This is a genomic window from Novosphingobium panipatense, assembly GCF_900182875.1.
GTDB classification, from domain to species: Bacteria; Pseudomonadota; Alphaproteobacteria; order Sphingomonadales; family Sphingomonadaceae; genus Novosphingobium; species Novosphingobium panipatense.
On the sequence record NZ_FXUI01000005.1, the window covers coordinates 251,013 to 274,460 of the forward strand.

General features: G+C 65.6%; 24 protein-coding genes. 7 read left to right on the top strand and 17 right to left on the bottom strand.

Annotated elements, in window-relative coordinates; translation table 11 throughout:
• Positions 1–105: 105 nt before the first annotated feature.
• Positions 106–1,332, top strand: a complete 1,227-nt coding sequence (gene lptF / locus QOL62_RS10700) for an LPS export ABC transporter permease LptF (protein ID WP_103728155.1) — start codon at positions 106–108, stop codon at positions 1,330–1,332.
• A 1-nt stretch (position 1,333) separates the two neighbouring features.
• Positions 1,334–2,431, top strand: a complete 1,098-nt coding sequence (gene lptG / locus QOL62_RS10705; protein ID WP_103728156.1) for an LPS export ABC transporter permease LptG — start codon at positions 1,334–1,336, stop codon at positions 2,429–2,431.
• A gap of 7 nt (positions 2,432–2,438) precedes the next feature.
• Here lptG and QOL62_RS10710 read toward each other — a convergent pair whose 3' ends face one another.
• A complete protein-coding gene (locus QOL62_RS10710; RefSeq protein WP_283406216.1) occupies positions 2,439–3,542 on the bottom strand; it encodes a fatty acid desaturase family protein in 1,104 nt (367 codons plus the stop codon).
• A 147-nt stretch (positions 3,543–3,689) separates the two neighbouring features.
• Between QOL62_RS10710 and QOL62_RS10715 the strand changes: the two genes are divergently transcribed.
• Positions 3,690–4,850 (top strand): N-acetyltransferase, encoded by a 1,161-nt coding sequence (locus QOL62_RS10715; protein WP_283406217.1) that lies wholly within the window; start codon positions 3,690–3,692, stop codon positions 4,848–4,850.
• Positions 4,851–4,884: 34 nt separating this feature from the next.
• Here the strand turns inward: QOL62_RS10715 and QOL62_RS10720 are convergent, their stop codons facing one another.
• The gene (locus QOL62_RS10720; protein WP_103728159.1) at positions 4,885–5,196 is read right to left on the bottom strand and encodes a hypothetical protein; all 312 of its coding nucleotides are present in this window, start codon (positions 5,194–5,196) and stop codon (positions 4,885–4,887) included.
• Complete coding sequence (gene lipB, locus QOL62_RS10725; protein ID WP_283406218.1) at positions 5,193–5,900, bottom strand: lipoyl(octanoyl) transferase LipB; 708 nt, start codon at positions 5,898–5,900, stop codon at positions 5,193–5,195. The genes QOL62_RS10720 and lipB overlap by 4 nt, the downstream gene beginning before the upstream one ends.
• A gap of 83 nt (positions 5,901–5,983) precedes the next feature.
• Here lipB and QOL62_RS10730 point away from each other — a divergent pair, with 83 nt between their 5' ends.
• Entirely contained in the window at positions 5,984–6,796 is an 813-nt protein-coding gene (locus QOL62_RS10730; RefSeq protein WP_283406219.1) for a DUF7847 domain-containing protein, read from the top strand.
• A gap of 39 nt (positions 6,797–6,835) precedes the next feature.
• On the opposite strand, the gene QOL62_RS10735 is transcribed toward QOL62_RS10730, so the two are convergent.
• The 5 genes from QOL62_RS10735 to QOL62_RS10755 all read right to left on the bottom strand — a co-directional run bounded on the left by QOL62_RS10735 (position 6,836) and on the right by QOL62_RS10755 (position 11,393).
• Positions 6,836–7,468 (bottom strand): class I SAM-dependent methyltransferase, encoded by a 633-nt coding sequence (locus QOL62_RS10735; protein ID WP_283406220.1) that lies wholly within the window; start codon positions 7,466–7,468, stop codon positions 6,836–6,838.
• 115 nt (positions 7,469–7,583) lie between these two features.
• Positions 7,584–7,928: an arsenate reductase family protein gene (locus QOL62_RS10740; RefSeq protein ID WP_103728163.1), complete on the bottom strand. Its 345-nt coding sequence runs from the start codon at positions 7,926–7,928 to the stop codon at positions 7,584–7,586.
• On the bottom strand, positions 7,925–8,464 hold the full coding sequence (locus tag QOL62_RS10745; protein ID WP_283406221.1) for a (2Fe-2S)-binding protein: 540 nt from the start codon (positions 8,462–8,464) through the stop codon (positions 7,925–7,927). Before QOL62_RS10745 ends, QOL62_RS10740 begins: the two co-directional genes overlap by 4 nt.
• 113 nt (positions 8,465–8,577) lie before the next feature.
• A complete protein-coding gene (locus tag QOL62_RS10750) occupies positions 8,578–10,590 on the bottom strand; it encodes a TonB-dependent receptor (protein WP_283406248.1) in 2,013 nt (670 codons plus the stop codon).
• A 110-nt stretch (positions 10,591–10,700) separates the two neighbouring features.
• Complete coding sequence (locus tag QOL62_RS10755) at positions 10,701–11,393, bottom strand: fumarylacetoacetate hydrolase family protein (RefSeq protein ID WP_283406222.1); 693 nt, start codon at positions 11,391–11,393, stop codon at positions 10,701–10,703.
• Between the two features lie 101 nt (positions 11,394–11,494).
• On the opposite strand from QOL62_RS10755, the gene QOL62_RS10760 reads away from it, so the two are divergent.
• Positions 11,495–12,061 carry a YqgE/AlgH family protein gene (locus tag QOL62_RS10760; RefSeq protein WP_199183768.1) on the top strand — a complete coding sequence of 189 codons (567 nt, stop codon included), beginning with the start codon at positions 11,495–11,497 and terminating at the stop codon, positions 12,059–12,061.
• 17 nt (positions 12,062–12,078) lie between these two features.
• On the opposite strand, the gene QOL62_RS10765 is transcribed toward QOL62_RS10760, so the two are convergent.
• Genes QOL62_RS10765 through QOL62_RS10780 form a run of 4 tightly spaced genes read right to left on the bottom strand, consistent with a single transcriptional unit; the run spans position 12,079 to position 15,961 of the window.
• Positions 12,079–13,044 carry a TauD/TfdA dioxygenase family protein gene (locus QOL62_RS10765; protein WP_283406223.1) on the bottom strand — a complete coding sequence of 322 codons (966 nt, stop codon included), beginning with the start codon at positions 13,042–13,044 and terminating at the stop codon, positions 12,079–12,081.
• Complete coding sequence (locus QOL62_RS10770; RefSeq protein WP_283406224.1) at positions 13,032–13,949, bottom strand: SDR family NAD(P)-dependent oxidoreductase; 918 nt, start codon at positions 13,947–13,949, stop codon at positions 13,032–13,034. The genes QOL62_RS10765 and QOL62_RS10770 overlap by 13 nt, the downstream gene beginning before the upstream one ends.
• Before the next feature lie 25 nt (positions 13,950–13,974).
• On the bottom strand, positions 13,975–15,051 hold the full coding sequence (locus tag QOL62_RS10775) for an LLM class flavin-dependent oxidoreductase (protein ID WP_283406225.1): 1,077 nt from the start codon (positions 15,049–15,051) through the stop codon (positions 13,975–13,977).
• Between the two features lie 25 nt (positions 15,052–15,076).
• On the bottom strand, positions 15,077–15,961 hold the full coding sequence (locus tag QOL62_RS10780; RefSeq protein ID WP_283406226.1) for a TauD/TfdA dioxygenase family protein: 885 nt from the start codon (positions 15,959–15,961) through the stop codon (positions 15,077–15,079).
• 210 nt (positions 15,962–16,171) lie between these two features.
• On the opposite strand from QOL62_RS10780, the gene QOL62_RS10785 reads away from it, so the two are divergent.
• Entirely contained in the window at positions 16,172–16,936 is a 765-nt protein-coding gene (locus QOL62_RS10785; protein ID WP_233203810.1) for a TetR/AcrR family transcriptional regulator, read from the top strand.
• 16 nt (positions 16,937–16,952) lie between these two features.
• On the opposite strand, the gene QOL62_RS10790 is transcribed toward QOL62_RS10785, so the two are convergent.
• The 5 genes from QOL62_RS10790 to QOL62_RS10810 form a co-directional block, all read right to left on the bottom strand.
• Positions 16,953–17,507: a nucleotidyltransferase family protein gene (locus tag QOL62_RS10790; RefSeq protein ID WP_283406227.1), complete on the bottom strand. Its 555-nt coding sequence runs from the start codon at positions 17,505–17,507 to the stop codon at positions 16,953–16,955.
• Positions 17,504–18,517: an XdhC family protein gene (locus tag QOL62_RS10795; RefSeq protein WP_283406228.1), complete on the bottom strand. Its 1,014-nt coding sequence runs from the start codon at positions 18,515–18,517 to the stop codon at positions 17,504–17,506. Before QOL62_RS10795 ends, QOL62_RS10790 begins: the two co-directional genes overlap by 4 nt.
• The gene (locus tag QOL62_RS10800; RefSeq protein ID WP_103728171.1) at positions 18,517–19,134 is read right to left on the bottom strand and encodes a TetR/AcrR family transcriptional regulator; all 618 of its coding nucleotides are present in this window, start codon (positions 19,132–19,134) and stop codon (positions 18,517–18,519) included. Before QOL62_RS10800 ends, QOL62_RS10795 begins: the two co-directional genes overlap by 1 nt.
• Positions 19,135–19,209: 75 nt before the next feature.
• Entirely contained in the window at positions 19,210–19,818 is a 609-nt protein-coding gene (locus tag QOL62_RS10805; protein WP_346770687.1) for a murein L,D-transpeptidase catalytic domain-containing protein, read from the bottom strand.
• Positions 19,819–20,045: 227 nt separating this feature from the next.
• A complete protein-coding gene (locus QOL62_RS10810) occupies positions 20,046–21,290 on the bottom strand; it encodes a polyhydroxyalkanoate depolymerase (RefSeq protein WP_103728173.1) in 1,245 nt (414 codons plus the stop codon).
• Between the two features lie 200 nt (positions 21,291–21,490).
• Between QOL62_RS10810 and QOL62_RS10815 the strand changes: the two genes are divergently transcribed.
• Entirely contained in the window at positions 21,491–23,311 is a 1,821-nt protein-coding gene (locus QOL62_RS10815) for an ABC transporter transmembrane domain-containing protein (protein ID WP_283406229.1), read from the top strand.
• Positions 23,312–23,448 lie beyond the last annotated feature (137 nt).

The window sequence follows — 23,448 nt, forward strand, 5'->3', positions numbered from 1 at the left end:
TCACCGGACGTGCGCCGCATCGTGGTGCGACGTGCGACAAATCGCTTTGCCCTCCCGGCGCAAGCCGTTAAGGGCGGGGGAGAACGGTTGAGTGACGACGCCTAAGTGAAGTTCATCAGCGCCCTGGACCGCTACATCTTTCGCCTCGTGCTGATGCCGATGCTGGGCATATTCCTGCTGGCTGCATCGCTCCTCGTGCTCGACAAGATGCTGCGCCTTTTCGATTTCGTTGCGACGGAAGGCGGGCCGGTGGGCGTCGTCTTCAAGATGCTCGCGAACATGCTGCCTGAGTATGCCAGCCTGGCCATTCCGCTGGGGCTGATGCTCGGCATCCTGCTGGCCTTCCGCAAACTGGCGACGAGCAGCGAACTCGACGTCATGCGGGCGGTGGGGCTCAGCTACACGCGCATGCTGCGTGTGCCTTACATCATCACCTTCGTCCTGGTGGTCTGCAACTTCGCGATCGTCGGCTATCTGCAGCCGCTTGCCCGGTACTACTACGAAGAGCTCAACTACGAACTGAAGTCCGGTGCCCTGGGCGCTTCCATCAAGGTGGGTGAGTTCACGGCGCTGAAGGACCGTATTGCCCTTCGGATTGACGAAAGTCAGGATGACGGCCGCAAGCTGATGGGCATCTTCGCCCGTCTCGCGAACGACAAGGGGCAGGTGCTCTCGATCTCGGCACGCGAAGGTCGGTTCCTGGCGTTGAAGGACAATCCGGACACCATCATCTTCCGGCTGGAGAAGGGGCAGATCATCCAGGATCAGCCCGGCTCGCCTTCGCGCGTGCTCACCTTCACCCGCCATGATCTGCCCATCGAACTCCCCGCGATCGAGAAGTTCCGCGAGCGGGGAGGCCAGGAGCGCGAGTACCTGCTGCCCGAACTGCTCAAGCTGGGCTGGAACAAGGACGCGCCAACCGCGGAACGCGCGTCGAGCCAGGCCAACTTCAACTACCGTATGGTCGAGGTCGTAATGATGCTGCTGCTGCCGCTGCTTGGCGTGGCGCTTGCCATCCCGCCCAAGAGGTCGACGTCGGCGCTGGGGCTGTTCGTGTCCATCGTGATGGTTGTCGCCTACCACAAGGTGAACCAGTACGCGAACGACGTCGCCTCCCTCGGTCGGATCAACCCCATCCTTGGCCTTTGGGGCCCTTTCTTCGTCTTCGGCGCGATCATCCTGTGGATGTACTGGAGGGTGGCCTACGTTCCGGGCGGGCAGGCGATCGGGTGGCTGGAAACCGCTTCGGACAAGATCGTGAAGCGGATCAAGTCGCTGCTGCGCCGCAACCGGCGCGGACCGATCCTGCCGACGCCTGCGGACCAGACCTGAGATGAACCTAGAATTCTTTCCCTCCCGCACTTTGACGCTTTATCTGGCGCGCCTCTTCGTGATCCGCATCTTTGCGGTGCTGATCATGCTTGTGCTGGTGCTTCAGGTCCTCGATCTTCTCGGAGAGAGCGGGGATATCCTGGCCTATCCGGGCAACGGGCAGATGCAACTCCTGCAATACGTCAGTTTGCGCGTGCCGCAGCTCGTGGCGCGGTTCCTGCCTTATTCGGTGCTTCTGGCGACGATCATCACGCTGGCGACACTGAACCAAAACAGCGAAGTGATCTCGATGAAGGCTGCGGGCCTCTCCGCGCATCAGGTGCTTGCTCCGCTGATCCTGACGGCGCTGATCATCTCCGCCTTGAGCTTCGCCTTCAATGAGCGCGTAGTCACGCGAGCCGCCCGTACGCTGAGCGCGTGGGAGGCGGTGGATTACGGACCCATTCCAAGGAACGCGAGTCCGAAGGCGAACCTCTACCTGGCGGACGGGCGGGATCTCCTGCTGGCGCAGTCTCTGTCCGGCGAAGGCAGTTCCATGACCCTGCACGGCGTCACCTATTATCGCCGCGATGCCGAGGACATGATCGTCGAGCAGATGCGCGCAGCGACGGCGACGTTCGCCGATCCGGGTTGGAAGCTGCACCAGCCTACCCGTTTCGACGTCGCAACGACCACCACGACCACGGCACCATCGGCAACCGTGGCGCCGGGCATCACGCCGGCCAAGATATTCCTGTCGAAGGTCGATCCGGACGCGGAAGACCTTTTCACGCTTTCGCATTCGATCGAGGCGGTGGAGGGCGCTGGGCGCCGCACCAGCGAACTTGAGGCCGCCTGGTGGCACAAGCTGTCCGGCCCGCTGTCCTCTGCGCTCATGCCCCTGCTCGGCGCGGTTGCGGCCTTTGGTCTCGCGCGTTCCGGCGCGCTCCTCATTCGCGCCGTAATCGGGATGGCCTTGGGCTTCGCCTACTTCGTCTTCGACAATGCGGCGCTCGCCATGGGCAACTTCGGCGGATATCCGCCGTTTCTTGCCGCTTGGGCACCCTTCGTGCTTTTCGCGTTCATCGGTGAGACCGTCCTGATACGGACCGAGGAGTAACGCTCCCTCAGCGCCTGCGCCCGGCGGTCATGGTGCTGCGCGCCAGCCGGGCGAGGAGCGGAGCAAGGCCGGAGTAGCTGGCCCTGCCATACGTGGAGCCGGGGGCGAGATGCCCCATCAGGCGGCGGTGCGCCTCGGCAAGGGAGTGATAGGGCATCGAGGGAAGGAGGTGGTGCAGGGCGTGGTAGCGCAGCCCCACAGGTGCCCACATCGCGGCGAAGAAGCCCGGCGGCGGCACGTTCACCGAATCGAGGTACTGCGCCGTGACCGTCATCGCCTCGCCGTCATTCTCCCACAGGTGTGCCACGAGCGTGCGGACCTGGTTGAGCAAGGCGGTGAGCGCAACCACGCCCAGTGCGATGGCAAGCGGGCGCCATCCCCAGGCAAAGCTGGCGGCAAGAATGCCGATGGCCCAGGCCGAGCAGCCCAGTTCCTGCCAGAACACCATGCGGGCAAAATCCCCTTCCGGCTTGCGGCGGCGGTACTGCGGATTGATCGCCAGGGCCGAGGCGCGTTCCCACACCAGCGTGCGCAGGGGCGGAATGAGAAGGCCGAGCGGCACGAGGATCGCGGAACGGATCAGCAGCGCCGGCGGCAGCAGTATCGCGGTCAGGGCGAAGACGGGCAGGCTCCACGGCTTCATCAGCGCCAGCGGCAGGTATTCGGGATCCTCGATTGTGCCGTAGCGCGTGCGTGCGTGGTGCTGGGTGTGGACCCCTTCGTACATGAAGGAGGGAATCAGCATCGGAATGCCCACCAGCAGGTTCCAGCCGAAGCGGAAGCCGGGAAGGGCATCCTTGTGCATGTGAGTCAGCTCGTGAATGAACAGCAGCGCCCGGTAGAGCGCGAGCGACGAGACCACGCCCAGCAACACGGCCGCAGCCGTGTTGTCGACCAGAATGGCGGCTGCCAGCGCCGCATAGCCGAGCAGCGCGCTTGCGATCATGTCCGGCCAGTAAATGCCGGGACGGGCCACGGCGATGTCGCGCGTCAGCTCGACGGCTGCGCGCAGCATCGCCTTGTCGTCCGGTATCTGGGAATGCCACGTCGACCCCTGCGCCGAGTCGCGCAGCAGGGCAGTGGGCAGTTCGATCGTCTTATGGGCATTCATCTTACGAGATTTCCAAAGTGTTTCCGGGCATAAGCCCGCGCGACGAGCGGCTCCACCACGAGTCGCCACCGGGTCCGGCTTGACAACGGACCGCCAGCGGCAGCACGTCGCGCTTCATCGTCCTTACGCCAGAACAAAGGCAGCATCGTGGCCGAACTAGTCATCACTCCCGTCTCCAGCAAGGCCGACATCGCCGCTTTTGTCGATCTCGCTTATCGCCTCAATGCGTCAGATCAAAACTGGGTACCGAATCTTCGCTCAGAGGAGCTGGCGAAGTTCACCCCCAGCAAAAACCCGTTCTTCGACCATGCCCGGGTCCAGATGTACCTGGCGCGGCGGGGGGACCGGGTGGTCGGTCGTATTTCGGCTCACATCGATGAACTGGCGCTGAAACAGCCGCCGGAGCAGGGGATGGGGCCGGGTACCGGCAACTGGGGCGCGATCGAGGCCGAAGACGAGGAAACGGCGCGCGCGCTGATCGCGGCGGCGGAAGAGTGGCTGCGCAGTCAGGGCATGACGCGCGCTCTTGGGCCAATGAACCTTTCGGTCTGGGAAGAGCCGGGCATTCAGGTCCTGGGTCACGACCATGCGCCGATGGTCATGATGGCCCATCACAACGCGGCCTATCAGGGCTGGATCGAACGCGCGGGTTACAGCCGCGTGAAAACCCTTTCGACCTACGAACTCGACGTTACCAAGTCCTTCCCGCCCCTGATCCAGCGGATCGTCGCGTCAGGGGAGAAGAACGCGAAGATCGTGGTGCGGGGCGCGGACCTCAAGCATTTCAAGCGCGATGCCGCCATTATCTGCGACATCCTCAACGACGCCTGGGCTGACAACTGGGGCTTCGTTCCCTTCACTGACAAGGAGATCGAGCACATCGGCAAGGCGCTCAAGCCGCTGGTGCATCCCGAACTCATCCTGATCGCCGAGTACGAGGGCGAGCCTGTTGCCTTCATGATGACGCTGCCGGACCTGAACGGCGTCCAGATGCGGGTGAACAGGCGGAACGGGAAACCCTCGCTCCTTGGTCTTCTCAAGCTGCTGTTGTGGCTGCGCAAGCCGAAGAGGGCGGACATGCGGGTGCCTCTGATGGGCGTTCGCAAGAAGTTGCAGTCCTCACGTCTGGCAAGCCAGCTGGCCTTCATGATGATCGAGTACATCCGCCGCGCGGCGGTCGCCAAGTTCGGCGCGAGCCGCGGGGAGATCGGCTGGATTCTGGAGGACAACCAGGGCATGGTGGCCATCGCGGACGCCATCCAGAGCCGCGTGAACCGCGAATACGCGATTTACGACAAGGCGCTCTGACAGCTGCAAGGGCGGGCCGCCCCGGCGGCCTGCCTTATTGTGCGGGCGGTGGAGGGATGTCGATGACGGGCGGCGCCTCCTCGACAGGGCCGCTGTCGTCCTCATCTTCGACGACGGCAGTGGCGGACACCCGCGGACCGCCGACTTCCGGTATGCCAAGGCCGCCGTCCGGATCTGACAGCGACGGCTGGGAACGAACGGTGTCATAGGGGAGCATGTCGTCGCTGACCGAACGCGGCAGCAGTTCGCCGCCCGCCGCCGCCTTGGGTTGGTCATCCTTCTTGCAGGCGGTCGCGCCGAGGGCGCAGAGCGCCAGCGGCAGGATCAGGCGGTATGCCGTCTTCATGCGTCCTCCTCCGGAGACGTTGTGGGCGGGCAGGGGCTTTCCAGAGAGGCAAGGAACGCGGGCGCGCGCGCCACGAGGGCCGCGTCCCACGCCGCGAAATCCACATCCTTGCCAAGGCGCGAGAGGCTGGTGACGCCGAACTCCTCGATGCCGCAGGGAACGATGCCTGTGAAATGCGCCAGATCGGGGTTCACGTTCACGGCAAAGCCGTGCATCGTCACCCACTTGCGGATGCGCACGCCGATGGCGCCGACCTTTGCCTCGCTTCCGTCGATATCCCTGGTCCAGATGCCGATGCGGCCCTCCGCACGGAACCCTTCCACACCGAAGTCGCGGAGCGTCTCGATCACCCAGCCTTCAAGGCCGTGCACGAAACCACGGGCATCGCGCGCGCGCTTCTTGAGGTCGAGCAGGACGTAGCCCACGCGCTGGCCCGGCCCGTGATAAGTGTACCGACCGCCGCGCCCTGCCTCGACAACTTCGAAGCGGGGGTCGAGAAGTTCGTCCAGGGCGGCGCTGGTGCCTGCGGTATAGACCGGAGGGTGTTCGAGCAGCCAGATCAGTTCGCGCGCTTCACCGGCGGCGATGGCCGCATTGCGCAGCGTCATCTCTTCCAGAGCCTGCCGGTACGGCACCGGCTCGGTGGAGATGCGCAGTTCGATATCACCCGCCAATTCATCGGGAAGCGTGGAGGGAACACTCATGGCGCGTTGCGTGGCGTCATTCCCTGCGGTTATCAAGTGTATTCGAGACCGCCGGCTCATTCCGGCGGTATCAGGAGCAGGTGATGAAGTTCGACAGCAGCCAGGCATGGGCAAGAGCGTCCCAGGCGGTATCCGCCAATCGCGAAGTCGTGATCGCGGTGGCGGGGGTCTTCTTCCTCCTCCCACAGCTCGTTTTCGCGATCTTTTTCCCGCCCCCGGAGACCGGAGCCGGGATGAACGAGGCGCAGATGATCGCGATGGTTCGGGAATACTATCTGTCGATCGCGCCGGTGCTCATACCGATGGCGCTGCTTCAGGCGCTGGGTACGCTGGCGCTGCTGACGCTTCTCGACACCGGGCGACGTCCAACCGTGGGAGAGGCGATTCGCATCGGCGCGCGCGGCATCCTGCCGTACCTCGGAGCCCAGATCCTGACGGCGCTGGCACTCGTCATAGCCGTCCTGCTGGTGGCGGGCATCCTTGGAGCAGTCGGAGGCGCGGTTGGCGGCGTCATCGGCCTGGCTGTCGTCATGCTGATCGGGATGGTTGCTGCAGTGCGGCTGTCGCTGACCGCTGTGGTCGTGGCGGTCGAGCATATGAGCAACCCCTTCTCGGCGCTGGCGCGTTCCTGGCAACTGACACGAGGGCACACGGCGCGCCTGCTGGGCTTCTACGCTCTCCTGGTGATCGCCATGATCGTGCTGCTCATCTTTGCGAACGTGCTGACGCTTCCGGTCGCACTGCTGGCACCGGCAGAGGCGGCGCGCTTCGTGGCTGCGGCGCTCGAATCCGTGCTCACCAGCCTGATGGCGCTCTACTTCGTAGCGGTGATCGCGCAGGTCCATCGCCAGTTGGCGGGTGCTCCCGCTGGCACGATGGCCGACCTGATCGACTGAGCCCAGAAAAAAGGGCACGCGGTGCGTGCCCTCCGATGCTCAATCGGCGTCCTTCCAGCCCCACCAGAGGAAGCAGGGCGGGACATTCCGGGCCTCGTACTTTTCGTCTATTCGGTGGAAGTGCCGCGCCATGTAGCTGCGCGCCTTCCGCCGGAACTGGTAAACGAGGAACGCTCCGCCTTCGCGGATGACGCGATGCGTGGCCGCCGCGATTGCCGGGGCTACACCGTCGGGAAGAGTGGAGAAGGGAAGGCCTGACAGCACGTAGTCCGCCTGTTCGTGCCCGTGAGCGCGAACGATCTCCTCGACGTCGGCGGCCGAGCCGTGAACCGCGATGAAGCGGCTGTCGGTGATCGTGCGGCGCAGGTAGTCGATGAAGAGCGGGTTGGTGTCGATCACCAGCAGCGTGCCCTCACGCGGCAGCCTGTCGAGCACAGGCTGGCAGAAGGTGCCCACGCCCGGACCGTACTCGACGAAAAGCTTGGTGTTCGCCCAATCGACGCGAGCGAGCATGCGGTTGATCGTGAAGCGCGAGGACGGGACGATCGAGCCGACCATCACCGGATTGCGGATGAAGCCTTCGAGGAACACTCCCCAGGGACCCATCCCGTGCTTGATCTTGCGCATGATCCGCTGGGGCAGAGGCTCTCGGGCAAGCTCGGTACTGGTCATGCTGAGGGAAGCTCTCGCAAGTTTATCATGTCACGGACCGCCTGCGGTGGCAGATTGTCCCCGTCATTGCAAGGCGATGGAAGGGGGCATGCGGTGGGTGAATGGGGACAGCCGGTCAGATAATCTGATGGACCGTGTCTTGCGGTCGGCACAGCCGTACGCCCCTGGCGGTTTCGACCAAGGGCCGTTCGATGAGGATCGGCTCGGCCGCCATGGCCGCCAGCACGGTGGCATCATCGGCATCGGGCAGCCCGCGCTCGCCTGCGTCGGTGCCTTTCGTGCGGAGGCCCTGCCGGGGCGTCATGCCCGCATCGCGATAGAGTTGGGCAAGCTTTTCGGCGCTGGGCGGGGTCTTCAGATACTCGATCACCTCGACCTCGACGCCCGGGGTTTGCTCCAGGATCTCGAGGGTCTTGCGCGACGTGCCGCACTTGGGGTTGTGCCAGATCGTGGCTTTCATGGCGTGTCTCCTTGGAAAGTGGTCGTCATAGCCGGGATGCGGCCCGAACCGCCAGGCGGCGGCGCGGCGTCGATCGTCTCCTCACGGCGACTGATGGAGGCGGCTCTCTGGATGGCGCGGACGAGGCGGGGCTGGACGCCGCAGCGGCACAGGTTCGGCAGCGCAGCCTTTATCTCCGCCTCGCTCGGGTTCGCATTCGCGGTCAGAAGGGCGGCCGCGTTCATGACGAGGCCGGGGGTGCAGAAGCCGCACTGGATCGCCTGTTCGGCCACCAGCGCCTGCTGTACGGGGTGCGAGCGGTCCCGGGACAAACCCTCGATCGTGACGACCACACGGCCTTCGCACTCGGCCAGGGTCACCAGACATGAGCGCAGCGCCGCGCCATCCACAAGCACGGTGCAGGCGCCACAATCACCGACGCCGCAGCCGTACTTGGTACCGGTCAGGTTCGCTCCGTCCCGTAGCGCCCACAGCAGAGGCGTGCGGGGATCCATGTCGAAGGCGACCGGCCGTGCGTTGATGGTAAGGCGCGCCATCCGTCAGTCCTGCCGGGCGGTCAAGGCTGCGGAACGGGCGATCGACTGCGACCGGCCGCGAATGTTCGGGAAGGACACACAGGCCATGCTGTCGCGGTGCCTCACTCTCATCTTCAGCGCAAGCCCAGCCTCAGCCCCGCCCACAGGGTGCGCGGCTGTCCCAGATCGAGAGAGCCCCCCGCGTTCCGCGTGACGATGGTCTCATCGGTCAGGTTTTCGGCGCGCAGGACGAGCCAGGCAAAGCCGGTGACGGGAACCTGGGCATAAAGGTCGAGCGTCGTCGCCGCCGGCAGGACATCGGTTTCCAGATCGTCCTCGAACTGAGCCCCGGTGTGGCGCAGCGTCGCCGCAAGGCGCCAGTCCTCAACCGGAGTCCAGGCCAGTGTAGCGCTGGCGGCCAGTTTCGGCACCTGTGCAGGCCGAAGGCCGTCGAGGGCCGACTGCACTCCCCGTGCCTTTACTTCAGCGTCCGTCCAGGACAGCGAACCGGAGAGGTCGACCTGCCCCAGCCGGATTTCGGTACTGGCCTCCAGGCCCCGCGCGTGAATGGCGTCGACGTTCTGGCGCTCGCGGGTGGTGGCATCGAGCGTGACGTTCGCAACCGCATCCTTCAGTCGGTTGTCGAACGCCGTCAGCGAGAGCTGCCATTCCGGAACCGGGCGGAGATCCACGCCCGCCTCGAAGCCGCGCAGGCGCTCGGGCTTGAGGTCCGCGTTGGCGCGGGTGGTGATGGGAAAGACGACGAACGGCCGATAGAGTTCGTTGAGGGTCGGCAAACGCAGCCCAGTATATGCGGCTGCGCGCAGCGAGACCGCCGAGCTTGCATTCCACACCACGCCGCCGCGCGCGTTGCCGCTCCAGCCATCACGGTCGGCGAAGCGGGTGTCCTGCGCCACGGCGCCGGACGCGGCAAGTTCGTGGTAATAACCGTCACGGATCGTCCACCGGTCTAGGCGGCCGCCTGCGGTGAGGACGAGGCGTCCAACGGTCCAGTCGTCCTCCACGTAGATGCCAAGATCCGATTGCCGCCCGCCGGCCCGGCGGAAAGCGGTTCGCGCGCCCGTACCGGCGTTGTACGGCATCTCGACAAGGTTGCCCCTCGACAGCTTGATGTCCGTGCCGATGCGCAGGACGTGGTCCGGGCCGATGGGGGGGCGCACTTCCGCCTTGCCGCCGACCGCCAGCGTCGGTGTCTTCGCCTGATCGAGCGTCTTGCGGTAGCTGGTGGCACTGATCACCACGTTGGAGAAGTCCTGCGCCTGCACGAAGCCCAGAACGTCGAACTGCCAGTCACCCCGCCCTACCAGGCGAAGCGAACCCTGCTGTCCCGACGACGTGGAATCCGCGCCATGGAAGCGCAGGGTGCGGTGGTCATCGTAAGCGAGGCCCGATGCCTGCACTTCCACTGTATCCGTGAGAGGGGCGACGGCCCGCAGCGATGCCGACCAGCTCTCGTACCGGGCGCGTGCGCTGGCGGGGACTCGCTGATCCTCGGGCGTGGTCCAGAAGCCCTTGCCTCGATCCCACTGCACACCGGCGACCACGAAGCCCTGGCCGAGACGGGGGGCAAGCGTGGCCGACGCCTGCGTTTCGCCCCTGTCGTTCACGAGCGCCTGCCCGCCGATCACCGCGAGTTCGTCCGGGCCGGCGCTTTCCAGTTCGATCGTGCCCGAAACGGCGCCCGAACCGAACGCGCCCATGCCGCCGCCGCGCGTGACGCGCACGGCGCTCAGGCGATCGGGCGAAAGGGCGCTCAGCGGAATATAGCCGAAGAAGGGGTTGCCGACCGGCACGCCGTCCAGAAGCACCTGCGCCCGGCTCGAAGCGTTGCCTCCCAGCGCCCGGAGCGTCACGCCTTGATTGGAAGGGTTGGACGCCCGGCTGTCGGACCGGCGGAACTGCTGGAAACCTGCGACTGACGACAGGACGTCCTCGATTCGCCCGGATGCGCTTGACACGAGCGCCTCGCGCTCGATCCTCTGGACGTCGTAGGCAGGCGTTGCCGGTCCTTCCGACAGGCCGGTACCCGTAACCACGATGGGCTCACGGGGGGGCGCATCCGCTTCGTCGGCCGCATGTGCCGCCGGCGCAAGGGCGAGGAAGGCGGTGGCTGTCAGATATCGCATCGTCGTGATCTCAAACTTGCCCGCAGGCGCAAACAGGAGAGCAGCCGCCGTGGGACCGGCCTGGGGGAGAGCTGCTGGGAGAGCCGCCGGGACATGCCCGAGCCATACCCTCATTCGGCGGCGGCGATTTCCAGGCGAACCGGTTCGAGGCCCTCGACCGTTCCGACGAGCACGTCCCCGGCCTGCACAGCGCCCACACCGGCAGGGGTGCCGGTGTAGATCAGGTCACCGGGAGCGAGGTGGTAGAGCCGGGAGAGGTCCGCGATGAGTTCGGGGATCGACCAGATCATGTCCGCCAGAACACTGTCCTGCTTAATGCTGCCGTTCTGGCTGAGCGCGATTCGCTGATCCTTCAACGCGAACTGCCGGGCGGGCGTGATGGCTGCGATGATCGCGCCATTCTCGAAGTCCTTGCCGGTATCCCAGGGGTAGCCCTTGCCCTTGGCGGCGTTTTGGAGATCGCGCCGCGTCATGTCGAGCCCGCAGGCGTAGCCGAAGACCGCCTCCATCGCCTGCTCCGGCGCCACCCGGAATGCCGGGGCGCCGATCGCCACGACCAGTTCCATTTCGTAGTGGCAGTTTTGGGTCCCGGGGGGATACGGGATGGTCGCACCCGACAGGCACAGGGCGGCGGGGGCCTTCGTGAACCAGATGGGCGCCTCGCGGTCCACCGCATTGCCGAGCTCCAGGGCATGCGCGGCATAGTTGCGCCCCACGCAGAACACGCGGCGGACCGGATAGGCCGCCGTGTTCCCCAGCACCGGGACGGAAGGGGTGTCAGGCAGATCGAAAAGCAAGGTCATGAAGTGCGGGCTCCTCTTCTGGAAGGGCATAGGCTGCTATGTCGCATCGGCAAAGTGCTCTCTCCCCTCGCTCTTGCCGTGGCGGCGCATATGCCTAGATTATGAGGGTGACCACGGAACAATACCTCTCCGGACGCATCCTGCTTGCCATGCCTGGCATGTTTGACCCGCGCTTCGAGCGGTCAGTCAACGTGATCTGCGTCCACGACGAGAACGGCGCTCTTGGGATCGGCATCGGCCATGTCCGTGAGGGCGTGCGGTTCCACGACGTGCTGGAGGAACTTGGCCTCGATCCTGGCGTGTCCCCGAACCGGGAGATCATGAACGGTGGGCCGGTGGAGCCGGGGCGCGGCTTCATCCTCCATTCGACGGACTGGGGCGGGAGCGACACGCTGGCCGTGCAGCCGCTTTGCGCGCTGTCCGCTTCGATGGACGTGCTGCGTGCCATCGCTGAAGGGCGTGGCCCCGCTCACTGGATCATGGCGCTTGGCTATGCCGGCTGGGGTCCGCGCCAACTGGAGGGGGAGATGCGGCACCACGGCTGGTACGCCGCCGAGGGGCATCGCAAGGTTCTCTTCGAAACGCCGCCGGAAGGCCGCTGGATGGCGACCTGGCGGGCAGAAGGCATAGACCCCGCCCTGCTTTCCAACGAGACCGGAAGAGCCTGAGGCGGGGCAGCGGCCTGTCAATAGGTGCGTTCAAGGATCCTGTTGTCGTTCGATGCGCCGCCTTCGAAGTAGCCGAGGCCGTAGTCGCCCTTGATCGTGGTGCGCTGCATCCGGCGCCGATATTGGGGATCATGCCCGCTGACGGCATGAAGCACCCGCCAGTTGTCCCAGATCAGCATGTCGGTCGGCTTCCAGCGATGCCAGTACGAGAGCTCTTCCGCACGCTCGAAGATAGCGCGGCTCACGCGGTCGAGCAGGGCGTCGCCTTCCGGCGTTTCGTCGCCTTCGATGCCTTCGGCCATCCAGGGCGAGACATGGAGCACCTTTTCGCCGCTGTCGCGCACCCAGACTGCGGGATGCACAGCGCGAGGCGTGTCCTTCGCCGCCTCCATCACCGCCGCTGAACTGGGATTTTCCGCAAGGCAACGGTAACCCTCCGGCGCGCCGAAGTGGAAATCGTTCATGATGACGTTCATGCGGTACAGGACGTTGCGCCCTTCGATGGCATCCCGCAGGTCCGGCGAAAGGGCGCGGTAAAGCTCCACGCCGTCGACGAAGCCGGTCAGCCCGCCTTCAGGCGGAATGTCGATCGCGCGAAGGACGCCCGCGCGGTTGAGTTCGTTGTTGTAGGCATGATCGAAATGCCAGGGCAGCCACTGCGTAACCTCGCGCCCACCGATCGCGATGCGCCCCTCCGGCCAGGGTTCGCAGACCATGTCGATCACTCCCGGCATGCCGTCCTGGTCTACCCGCGGCACGGCCTTGCTGGGGTGGTCCTTGAGCGGTCCGAAGACATTCGACAGGGCCACGTGCATGGCGGATGAAGGGTCGACGTCCTCGAACACGATCATGCCATGTCTGGTGAACAGCGCGTTGATGCCGGCACGCACCGCATCGTCTTTCGTCTGTTCAAGGGTAAGGCCGGAGATGCGGACGCCGAAATCCCGGTCGTCGATCAACGGGCGAACATTCAGTTCTGCCATAGCTTCTCTCTCCCTTGCGAGTGCACCAGCCGGGCGCCTTCGGGGTTGGCCTTCGGCGTACCGTGACTCGCGTGCCACTCGTCTGCCGCATCGTAGCAGGCTTCGACAATTCCCGAATAGGTACGGCGGAAGTGCGCCCGCTGATCCGGATGATCGAACACGAAGGCGCGGTTGTGGCGCACCGCGTCGAGCACCATGGGGGCTACGGCTTCCGGTGTGTAGAAGTCGTGGGAATGCGCGACACTGGAGGCCTCCGATACCTCAAGCTGCTCCTCCCCGGGGCCGCCGAAGCGGGCAGGGCGGTAGCGGGCGTTGTTGTCCTTCATGCCGGTCGCCACGCCGCCCGGGCAGTAGCTTGTGGTATGGATCCCGTGCTCGGCCAGTTCCAGGCCGAGGTTCATCATCAGGCCGATGATGCCCGCTTTTGCTGCCGAATAGGGGGCGTGAACGGGGATCCACCCGGGCAGCAGGCCCGCCATCGAGGCGGTTGCGCAGATGTGCCCCTCCTTTGCTGCGATCATGCCGGGCAGGAAGGCGCGGGTCGTGTTCATCACGCCGTGAAGGTTGACCTGCAGGATCCAGTCCACGTCATCGTCGCTCATCTCGACCAGCGGGTCGAAAGAGGTGGCGCCCGCGTTGGCGAAAAGGAGCCGGGCAGGGCCGAATGCCACCTCCACCGCCGCTTTCATCGCACGGATCGAGTCGCGGTCGCAGACGTCACACTCCAGCGCCAGCGCCTCGCCGCCTTCGGCGCGGATAGAAGCGGCCACCTCCTCGGCATTGGCGACCATGATGTCGGCTATGGCGACACGCGCGCCCTGGCGCGCCAATTCCCGTGCCAGACCCATGCCGATCCCGCTGCCGCCTCCGGTTATGACGGCCGTTCGCCCCGTGATTTCGGTCATGCTCCTCTCCTCTCCGGGTGCTCTTTTACGCGAGGACCGGCTCTTCTGCCTTGAGCAGCGGCATGACCCTGTCGGCAAAGACTTTCATCTGCTCGTACACATCTTCGTAAGGCATGCCGCCGAAGCTGAAGTTGGCGATGATCTCGTAGTCGCCCACCATCGCCTTGCGTTCGAGGTGCTTGTCGTAGAGCTCTTCGGGAGTCCCGATGAGATTGCCGCCGACATAGTCCTTGTAGGCCTTGTCGGGCCCGCCGCGCGCGGCGGCCATGTCGCCCATGTAGGCGTATGTCGCGTAGCTCGGCAGCTCCTTGAAGTGCGGACTCATGAATTCGTAGTGGTTCGCCACCTGCAGGAACTGCGCGGCAAAGTACTTGTCGGTATACTCCGTCACTTTGGCCCGGTCCTCGAAGCAGACCATGAAGTCGGAGATGATGAAGGGCGGCGCGGCCTTCGCGTGTTTCAGTCTGAAGGTGTCGCGATAGGCGTTGATCTCCGGCATCGCCTTCGACCAGTCACCCTGGCTGAAGCGCAGCGCCTTGAGGCCGTAGTCCGCCGCCACTTCGCAAGAGCCCGGAGACATGGAGACCATGACGCAGCGGTCGCGATTCCAGCCTTCGGGGCGCGGGCGGATCTCGGTCCGGGATTGCCTGTACCATTTGCCGTCCGCCTCGACGATGCCAGTCTCCAGGCCGTTCATGATGATGAGCGCGGCCTCGTCGAACATCTCTCGGCTGTCGGCGAGTTCGACGCCGAACTTCTCGAACTCCCGCCGCGCCGCGCCGCGCCCCATGCCGAGGTACAGGCGACCTTCGCAAAGGGCATCCAGCATCGCCACCTTCTCGACGACCCGCAGCGGATCGTTCCAGGGCAGGATGACGGCCGCCGGCATCAGCTTGATGGTCTTGGTTTTCGCCGCGATCCAGCTCAGGGCCTGAAGTGGATCCGGGCAGGCGGCGTAGTCGGTGAAATGGTGCTCCACCAGCGCCGCGAAGTCGAAGCCCATGGCTTCCGCCTCCACCGCCAGTCGCGTTTCGCGGCGGAAGAATTCGTAATCCGGCAGACCATGAAGGTTCTGGTAGCCCAAGTGAATGCCGACCTGCATCAGTCTCTCTCCTTCCGTCCTGCTTTCAGGCGGCCGCGTGCGCGAGCGGTCGCGGCGCTAAAATGGGTTCCTCGCCGTTGAGCGTGCATCGATGGAATTCACGCGCGCTGCCCGCCTCGAAGGGCATCGCGCGGTGCATGGTGCCGGTGTTGTCCCAGATCGCGAGGTCACCCAAAGACCACGTGTGTCGATAGGTGTATCGCTCCTGCGTCGCGTGCATCATGAGCCGCTGCAGCAGATCATGACTCTCCGCCGCGTGCATGCCCTCTACGTGAGAGGCGGAGGTGCTGAGGACGAGGGAGCGGCGCCCTGACTTGTGCTGCCACACCAGCGGGTGCGAGCGCTGCGGGTAGGAACACCAGATGGCGAACTCTTCGGGAGTGCAGTCCCGCTTGGCCGGGAACAAGGCCGCCTGCATGGTGTGAACCACCCGCAGGGTGCTGAGGTAGTCCTGTTCGTCTCGCGGCAGGTCCTCGAACGCCGCGTAAGTGCTGGCGAACATCGTGTCGCCGCCGTCGCGGGAGAGTCGGTGGGGCGTGAACAGCGTGGCGAAGGGCGGGATCGGCTCGTACGTGCCATCCATGTGCCACAGAAGGTTGCCGAAGAGGAACCGCGCGTAGTCCGGGTTCACCTTCGGGTCCAGGCTGACCTTCAGGATCCCGCCGTCCCCTTCCTTCAGGATCTTCCCGTCGGCTCCGCGCTTGGCGGACCCGAGCCTGAGATCGCCGAGGGAGCGAGCGACGGTGCGCAGCTCCTCGTCATCCAGATGCAGACCCCGCAGCACGAGAACACCGCGCGCCGTCAACAGCGTTCGGAGTTCCTGCGCATGCTCGCCGCTCAGCAGGGCGGCTTTGTCGACGCGGATTTCCGAGCCGATCCGCGGCGTAAGGTCAAACGTCTCAAGTGCCACGGCATACCTCTCCAAAGGCAGGGCGTTCCCCTTTTCGAGGATACGTCACGTATGTCACCTATGCCGTTTCAATACCCCTTCATTGAAAAGAAGTCACGTAAGAAATATAGCTTTAAATACCTGATGCGTTTCAAAACGTGAATTGCAGGAGCGCCGCCCGCGCGCTAGGGCTTCGGCAGAGCGTTAACAAAGGGAGACACGGCGTTGCCAGTGCCTGACAGCGGCATCATCGAAAGCACGCCCGCAGGGGCTCGCCGTCGCCCAGGGCGGCCGTCGCTGAGCAACGAGGAATTGCTCGACAAGGCGCTAGACCTGTTTCTTGAAAAAGGCTTCGCCGGCACCAGCATCGACGCGGTCTGCGCCGCTGCCGGCATGGCCAAACGCACCGTCTATGCCCGCTACGGCGACAAGGAAACGCTGTTCAAAGCGGCGCTGAATCGCGCCATTGAGGAGTGGCTGGTCCCGGTGGAAACCTTGCGTGCGCAGGAGACCGACGATTTGGAGGACACCCTTGTGCGCATCGGCACGATTCTGGTCGAAAACGTCCTGAGTCCCGCAGGCTTGCGCCTGCTGCGGCTGACCAATGCCGAATCCGTTTCCATGCCGGAAATCGCAATGGAAAATGTCCGTCTCGGCACGGAGCCGACGCTGTTCTACCTCGCCGATCTGTTCCGGCTGCATCTGGGCGGGGCTGAACGCGACTTTGCCGAAGCGGAAGAGGCGGCGCAGGCGTTCCTCAATCTCGTCGTGGGTGGCCCCGCCAGCAATGCTGCGTGGGGAAAGCGCTTCGAGCCCTCCACCGTAGAGCGCCACATCCGCTTCTCCGTGCGCCTGTTCCTGCATGGCGTGAGTGACCGGGCGCCACCACGGCAGGAGCGTGGCCTCACGGACTTGTTGACTCAGGCGGAGGAGAGCGTGGCGCTTGCCCGGGCGAGGCTGGAGCAGGTGCGTCGGTTGGTCGAGCTGAGGCCCTGACTGGACCGGGTCGAGGTCACGCGCGGGCAAGATCGGAAGGGCGGTCCACGTCGAAGTGGATCGCAGGGCTGTCCCACTCCACGCGGACGACATCATCCCGGCCGCGCAGCAGCCGACCCGCGCCTTCGTCCCCGGCCAGCCTTGCGATGGCGGGGAAGGCGGCGCGGGACAGTAGGACCGGGTGCCCCGGAGTGCCGTGGCGGCAGGGCAGTGCGGCATAGGCAGATCCGATGGTGCCCGCCAGCTGACCGGCAAGTTCGGGCGGAACGCGGGGCATGTCTCCGAGAAAGACGAAGGCGCCGTCAGCGCTGGCCTCTGCGGCAATCCCAGCCTTCAGCGTCTCCGAGAGACTGCGGCTTTCGAGCGCGAGTGTCTCCACACGTGGGCTGCCGGGCCACTCTCCCGTTTCCACACCCGGACGGGTGACGACGATTACCCGATCGACGGGTGCGGCACGCGCGGCGCGAATGGCGTGGAAGAGCAGCGGTTCGCCCTCCAGCGGCGCTGACAGCTTGTCGCCACCGAAGCGCGTGGCCAGCCCGGCGGCGAGGACGAGGGCGACGTATCTCAAGCGCGTTCGCGATCCGGGTTCAGCGCCTGCATGATCTCGGCGACGATCCCGGTCGCCACTTCCCATGGCGATTTGCCCAGGCCCGGGATCCCAGGCGACAGCTGCAGTCGCGTCAGTTCCTCCGCCGAGGCTCCCGTTGCCTGGAGGGCAGCGATACGCTGGGGCGCGCGCGATCTGGCGCCGATCATGCCCACGTAACCGGCTCCGCCGCGCAGCGCTGCCAGGCAGCCTCCGAGATCATGGTGATCCTCGTGCGTCGCGCCGAGGTAGGCGGTCCAGCGATCCACCTTCAGCCGCGCAAGAGCGTCAGCGGGCTCCTCCCGCAGGTACTGCGAAACGGGAAAGGGGGGCGCAGCGTCCGGGCCGCCGGGACGCAGCAGAATGGTTTCGAACTGCGCCATGGCCCCGAGCCGCGCGACCGCCAGCGCGCCCGGATCACCGCCGGAGACGATGAGACGACGGCGGGGGTCGTGGCGACGGGCGATCTGGAATGGCTCCTGCTTGAGATCGAGCAGCGGCCCATTGCCGTCGCCGAGGGTCTGGCGAAGGCCGTCCGTGATCCACCGGCAGGACCGCCGCTCGGCTGCGGCCCGGAGAAGGGCGGTGGCCGCAGCGCTGTCGGGCGTTATCCGCTCAACCAGTACGTGCAGCGCGCCGCCACAGCGCAGGCGCAGGTCGATCCAGGGGCTGCCCATGCCATAGTGCAGGCGCCGGGGCACGCCATCGGCAAGAACCTGCGCGGCGTGGTTGGCGACATCGCCCTCGATGCAATCGCCTGAGAAGTACCCGCTCGCCGTCAGGTTTCCGTCAGGGCCCGGCGCGAACAGCATCTGCGCGCCGGGGCCGCGCGGCGCGCTTCCCGCGACCTGGAAGAGGGTCGCCAGCGCGGCCGGTCGCTTTTGGGCGAAAGCATCCGCGAGCGCGCCGCGAACATCGTCGATCCAGCCGAATTCGGGCCACGCCGCGCCTTCGATCTCACCGGCGGCGACCGGCTGGTCAGCGTCCGTCATCAGAGAGCGGCCGCGTGACGCTCTACCGTGTCGCCGATCAGCGGGGCGATCACCAGCCGATGAAGGATCGTCGCCACTTCGTCAGGAGTGTGCTTCGACGCGGGCGCGCTGTCTCCTTGCGTCAGCCACCAGGCCAGTATGTCTATCGTAGCACCAGTGCCGTGGATCGTGCCCAGGTCCGACGGCAGCCACTCATGAGAGGCAAGCGTAGTGGCGGCGAGGCCGAGCGCCTGGCGGATGAACTCCTTCCGGACGATTCCGGCCGCGCCGCCGGTCAGCAGTGCCGACCACAGCATTGCGTGCTCGTGGACATGCCGGCACAGCTCGAGCGTCGATTCGAAGCTGTTGGCCGCGTAGAGAGCGGGAATGGCGCGCGCCAGCAGATCTTCGATCTCGTGAGCCGCCACGTCGGCAAGCAGCGCCTCCTTGGTCGGATAGTGACGGAAGAACGTGGCGTAGCCTGTACCCGCGCGTGCCGTTATCTCACGGATTGTAAGCTGGTCGAACGGCTTCTCCTCCAGCAGCGCGAGCAGAGCCGAAGTGAGCGCGTTGCGCGAGCGTACCTGGCGGGCGTCGGTTGGAGCCTCGCGCTTGAGGCCGGTCAGGCTGTTGTCCATTGTCACCCCGTATCATCGCGGCGGGAGCCTGTCTAACGGGCACGAGCAGCACCGATTTGCGGCGGGTGCCGGTTGTCAGACTTCGCCGATGCGGTCAGCGAACAGAAGTCGGCCGCCGGAAAGGTGCCAGAGGGCCTCATTGAAGTCCGCGTTGCTCATGGCGAAGCAGCCCTCGCTTCGGCCGAGCTTGCCCCATTTCTCGATCATGGTGGGGTCGACGTACCACGCCGGGTGCATCACGATCGCACGAGGGAGCGCCATCGAGTTGTCCTCGTCCAGACCGAGGAGGCGGATCGAGGTGCCGTACTTCCCCTTGTACCATTCGGCTGTCAGGTAAGCCCCGCGGGAGGTCGCTTCGGAGCCGGGGACATTGGAGAAGCTCCGGAGCCAGCCGCTGTGCGCGGGATCGGACCCGCGGCCATGCGCGACGAGAAACGAGCGGACGGTGCCGTTTTCCAGATTGGCGAAGTGGAGCCGCGGCTTCCACGACGGCTGGGCAAAGTCGACGATACCTACAAGGTCCGCTCGCCAGAGCTGATTGCGCACCCGCGCAACCTGGCGCGAGGCCACTTCGAGCAGCCGTCGCTGGTAAAGCGATTGACCCGAGGGCGACGCCGGAAGAGACGCAAATCCCGTCGAGAACTGCCCTGCAAGCCCTGCAGCGCTCTCCCCCGGAATCGACACGCCCTCCGTCGCGAAAACGCGACCCGGCAATGTTAGTCCGATACCTGCGGCGATCCCGCCCTTCAGAATTTTGCGTCTACTTTGCGCCCGATCCATGGCCCGCAGGTAGCACAGACAATCGTTCCAATCCATCTTCCTGTCGCAAGGCGAGCGCAAGACGGGCGCGGTTCGGCGCAGGAAAGCCGGCGCGTCCCGCCTCGAAATGGCCGTCGAAAGCGCCCATGCCGTCAGCTCGCGGCTTGCGCCGGCGCCTTGTTATGCTGCGCTATCCAGTCCTCAAGGACAGGCGCGATGCGCGTCCGCCACTTGCTTCCGTTGAAGATGCCGTAGTGGCCGACCTCCTCGGCGAGGTAGTACTTCTTGCGCTGGTCCGGGAGCTGGCCAGCGAGGTGCAACGCGGCCCGCGTCTGCCCGATGCCGGAGATGTCGTCCTTCTCCCCCTCGATGGCGAGGAGCGCGGTATCCCTGATCCCGCCAAGATCGATCCGTTCGCCCCGGTGCACGAATTCACCCTTAGGGAGCGAATGGCGCTGGAATACGTGCTCGACGGTCTGCAGGTAGAAGTCGGCGGTCATGTCGCAGACGGAGCGGTACTCGTCGTAGAAGGCCTTGGTAGCGGCGGCGCTTTCGCCATCACCTTCCACCAGATGCTTGAACATGCCGTAGTGGCTCATCATGTGGCTGCCCAGGTTCATCGCCATGAAGCCCGCGAGCTGGAGGAAACCGGGGTAGACCCGGCGCCCGGCGCCCGGGTAGGTCATGGGCACCGTTGCGATGACATTCTGCTCGAACCAGGACAGAGGTTGCTGCATCGCCACGTCGTTGACGCTGGTGGGAGCTTCGCGCGTGTCGATCGGGCCGCCCATCATCGTCAGCGTTGCCGGCCGGCAGGGATGGTCCTTGGCGCCCATGATGGCGGTTGCGGCGTAGGCCGGGACCGAGGGTTGGCAGACCGCAAGCACATGCGTGCCGGGGCCGATATGTTCCAGGAAGGCGACCAGATAATCGATATAATCGTCAAGGTCGAAGCGGCCTGCCTCGGGTGGGACCATCTTCGCGTCCGCCCAGTCGGTGATGTAGACGACCGCGCTTTCGAGCATGCGGGCCAGCGTGCCCCGCAGGAGCGTGGCGTAGTGGCCGCTCATGGGTGCGACGATCAGAAGGCGAGGCGCATCAGCGCTCAGGCCCGGATGCTCGAACCGGAGGAGGTTGCCGAAGGCGCGGTGCATCACGATCGCCTCGGTGACGGGCTGCACTTTCCCGCCTGCCGTGACGGTCTCGATGCCGAAGGCTGGCTTGCCCCGGGGCGCAGCCGCATGAGCGAAGACGTCGAGGGCGGAGGCCATGACCGGGCCCACGCCCGAGTAGCCGAACGGAAGGGAAGGATTGCTGAGCAGTTCAGCCCCGACCGAGGCCCATGCGGCCGCGCTGCTCAGCATGGCGCGCTGCAGCTCGTAAGCGTTATAGAGCAAGTTCGTTCTCCTGCCTCCGGCTAAGGCGTGGCCCCGCAGCCTCGGCTATGTCGGACGGCTATAGCGGATTGCTGCAATGCGGCAAACGCGTTTCGCGCGGTTGCCGGTGAGCCGGGGGCACGTGCCGTTGCCTGGCAGAGGCGCCCGGGTACTGTGAACGAGGCTTTTCCTCTGGCCCGGGAGTCTGTAAGGGCGCGCGTATGGACGGGACGCAAGGCAATTCCCTCGCAGCGGGTACCACCGACGAGCCGAAGCCGCGCCGCAGCCTCGGGCCGCTGCGCATGGTCTGGCGTGAGATGCTCAAGTACCCGGGGCGCATGGCGGCGGCGGGGGTGGCGTTGACCGTCACCGCGACATCGACCCTCGCGATCCCCTACGGATTTCGCCAGATCATCGACCAGGGGTTTGCGCAAGGTGCCGACCCGCAGGCGATCCGCTGGTGGTTTCTCATGCTCATGGCGATCGTGACGGTGCTCGCCGTGGCCACGGCCGTCCGCTTCTACTCCGTTTCCTGGCTGGGAGAACGAGTGGTAGGCGACATCCGGCTGCGGGTGCAGCGCCATCTCCTGATCCTCGCCCCGAGCTTCTTCGAAGAGAACAGCCCCAAGGAGATCTCGTCGCGAATGACGGCGGACACCGCGATCATCGAGCAGATCGTGGGAACGACCGTCTCGGTCGCGCTGCGCAACGCGATCATGGCCTTGGGCGGCGTCATCTATCTCTTCGCCCTCGAACCCCGGCTGACGGCGGGCCTTATCGTGGCCATTCCCGTCATCATCCTGCCCATCGCGGCTTTCGGCCGCAAACTGCGGGTCGTCTCGCGCACAAGTCAGGACCGCGTAGCCGACATCGGTGCCCTGACGGCCGAGGCTCTTGGTGCTATCCGCGTGGTGCAGGCGTTCAACCAGGAACCGCGTGAGCATGAACGGTTCGCGGCGGCGGTGGAGCGCACGTTCCAGACCGGGCGGCACCGCATCCTGATCCGCTCGATCATGACCGCCGTCATCATGTTCCTCATCTTCGGGTCGATCACGGCGATCATGTGGCAAGGCGCCATCGGCGTTGCCGAAGGTACGATCACGGGGGGCACCATCGCGGCCTTCGTCGTCACGGCGGGTATCGTGGCGGGGGCCTTCAGTTCGCTCACGGAAGTCTACGGTGACCTCGTCCGTGGAGCCGGCGCGGCCAGCCGCCTGGCGGAGCTCCTCGATGAGAGGCCGGTCATTGCCGCCCCGGCGCGGCCGATTGCCTTGCCGCGGCCGGCACGGGGCAAGCTCGCGTTCGAGCGGGTGACGTTCCGTTACCCCGCCCGGCCCGAACTGCCTGCGCTGCACGATTTCAACCTTACGGTCGAACCCGGCGAGACGGTGGCGATCGTCGGGCCGTCCGGCGCGGGCAAGTCGACGCTGTTTCAGCTAGCGGAACGGTTCTACGATCCGCAGGCGGGCGTCGTGAAGATCGACGGCGTGCCCCTGGCCTCTGCCGATCCGGCCGAGGTCCGCGAGCGCATCGCCCTCGTGCCGCAGGAGGGCGTGCTGTTTGCCGCTTCCGCGCGCGACAACCTGCGTTACGGCAACTGGCAGGCGGATGATGCGGCGATATGGGACGCGGCGCGGGCCGCCAACGCCGAGAGCTTCCTGCGCGCCCTGCCCCAGGGCCTGGACACTTTCCTCGGAGAGGACGGGGCGCGGCTGTCCGGTGGTCAGCGCCAGCGGATCGCCATAGCTCGCGCCCTGCTGCGCGATGCGCCGATCCTTCTGCTCGACGAGGCCACCAGCGCGCTTGACGCCGAGAGCGAGCGTCTGGTGCAGGAGGCGCTCGAAACCCTGATGACGAACCGTACGACGCTGGTGATCGCTCATCGGCTCGCGACCGTTCGCCGGGCCGACCGGATCGTCGTCATGGACGGCGGTCGCATCGTCGAGGAAGGCACGCACGAGACGCTGATCCGGGCCGCCGGTCTCTACGCTCGTCTCGCCTCGCTGCAATTCGACAATGAGGCGCTACCCACGCGGGGATAGCGCCCCTTGGGGGATGCAGGTTCACTCCGAAGTCAACGCAGTTTTCTCTGGCATTGCGTTTATATGCAACTAAGTTGCGCGTTAGTGTGGGGCCGCTTGGACCCAGCGAAATCTTCTTGCCGCATTTCTTTCCAAAA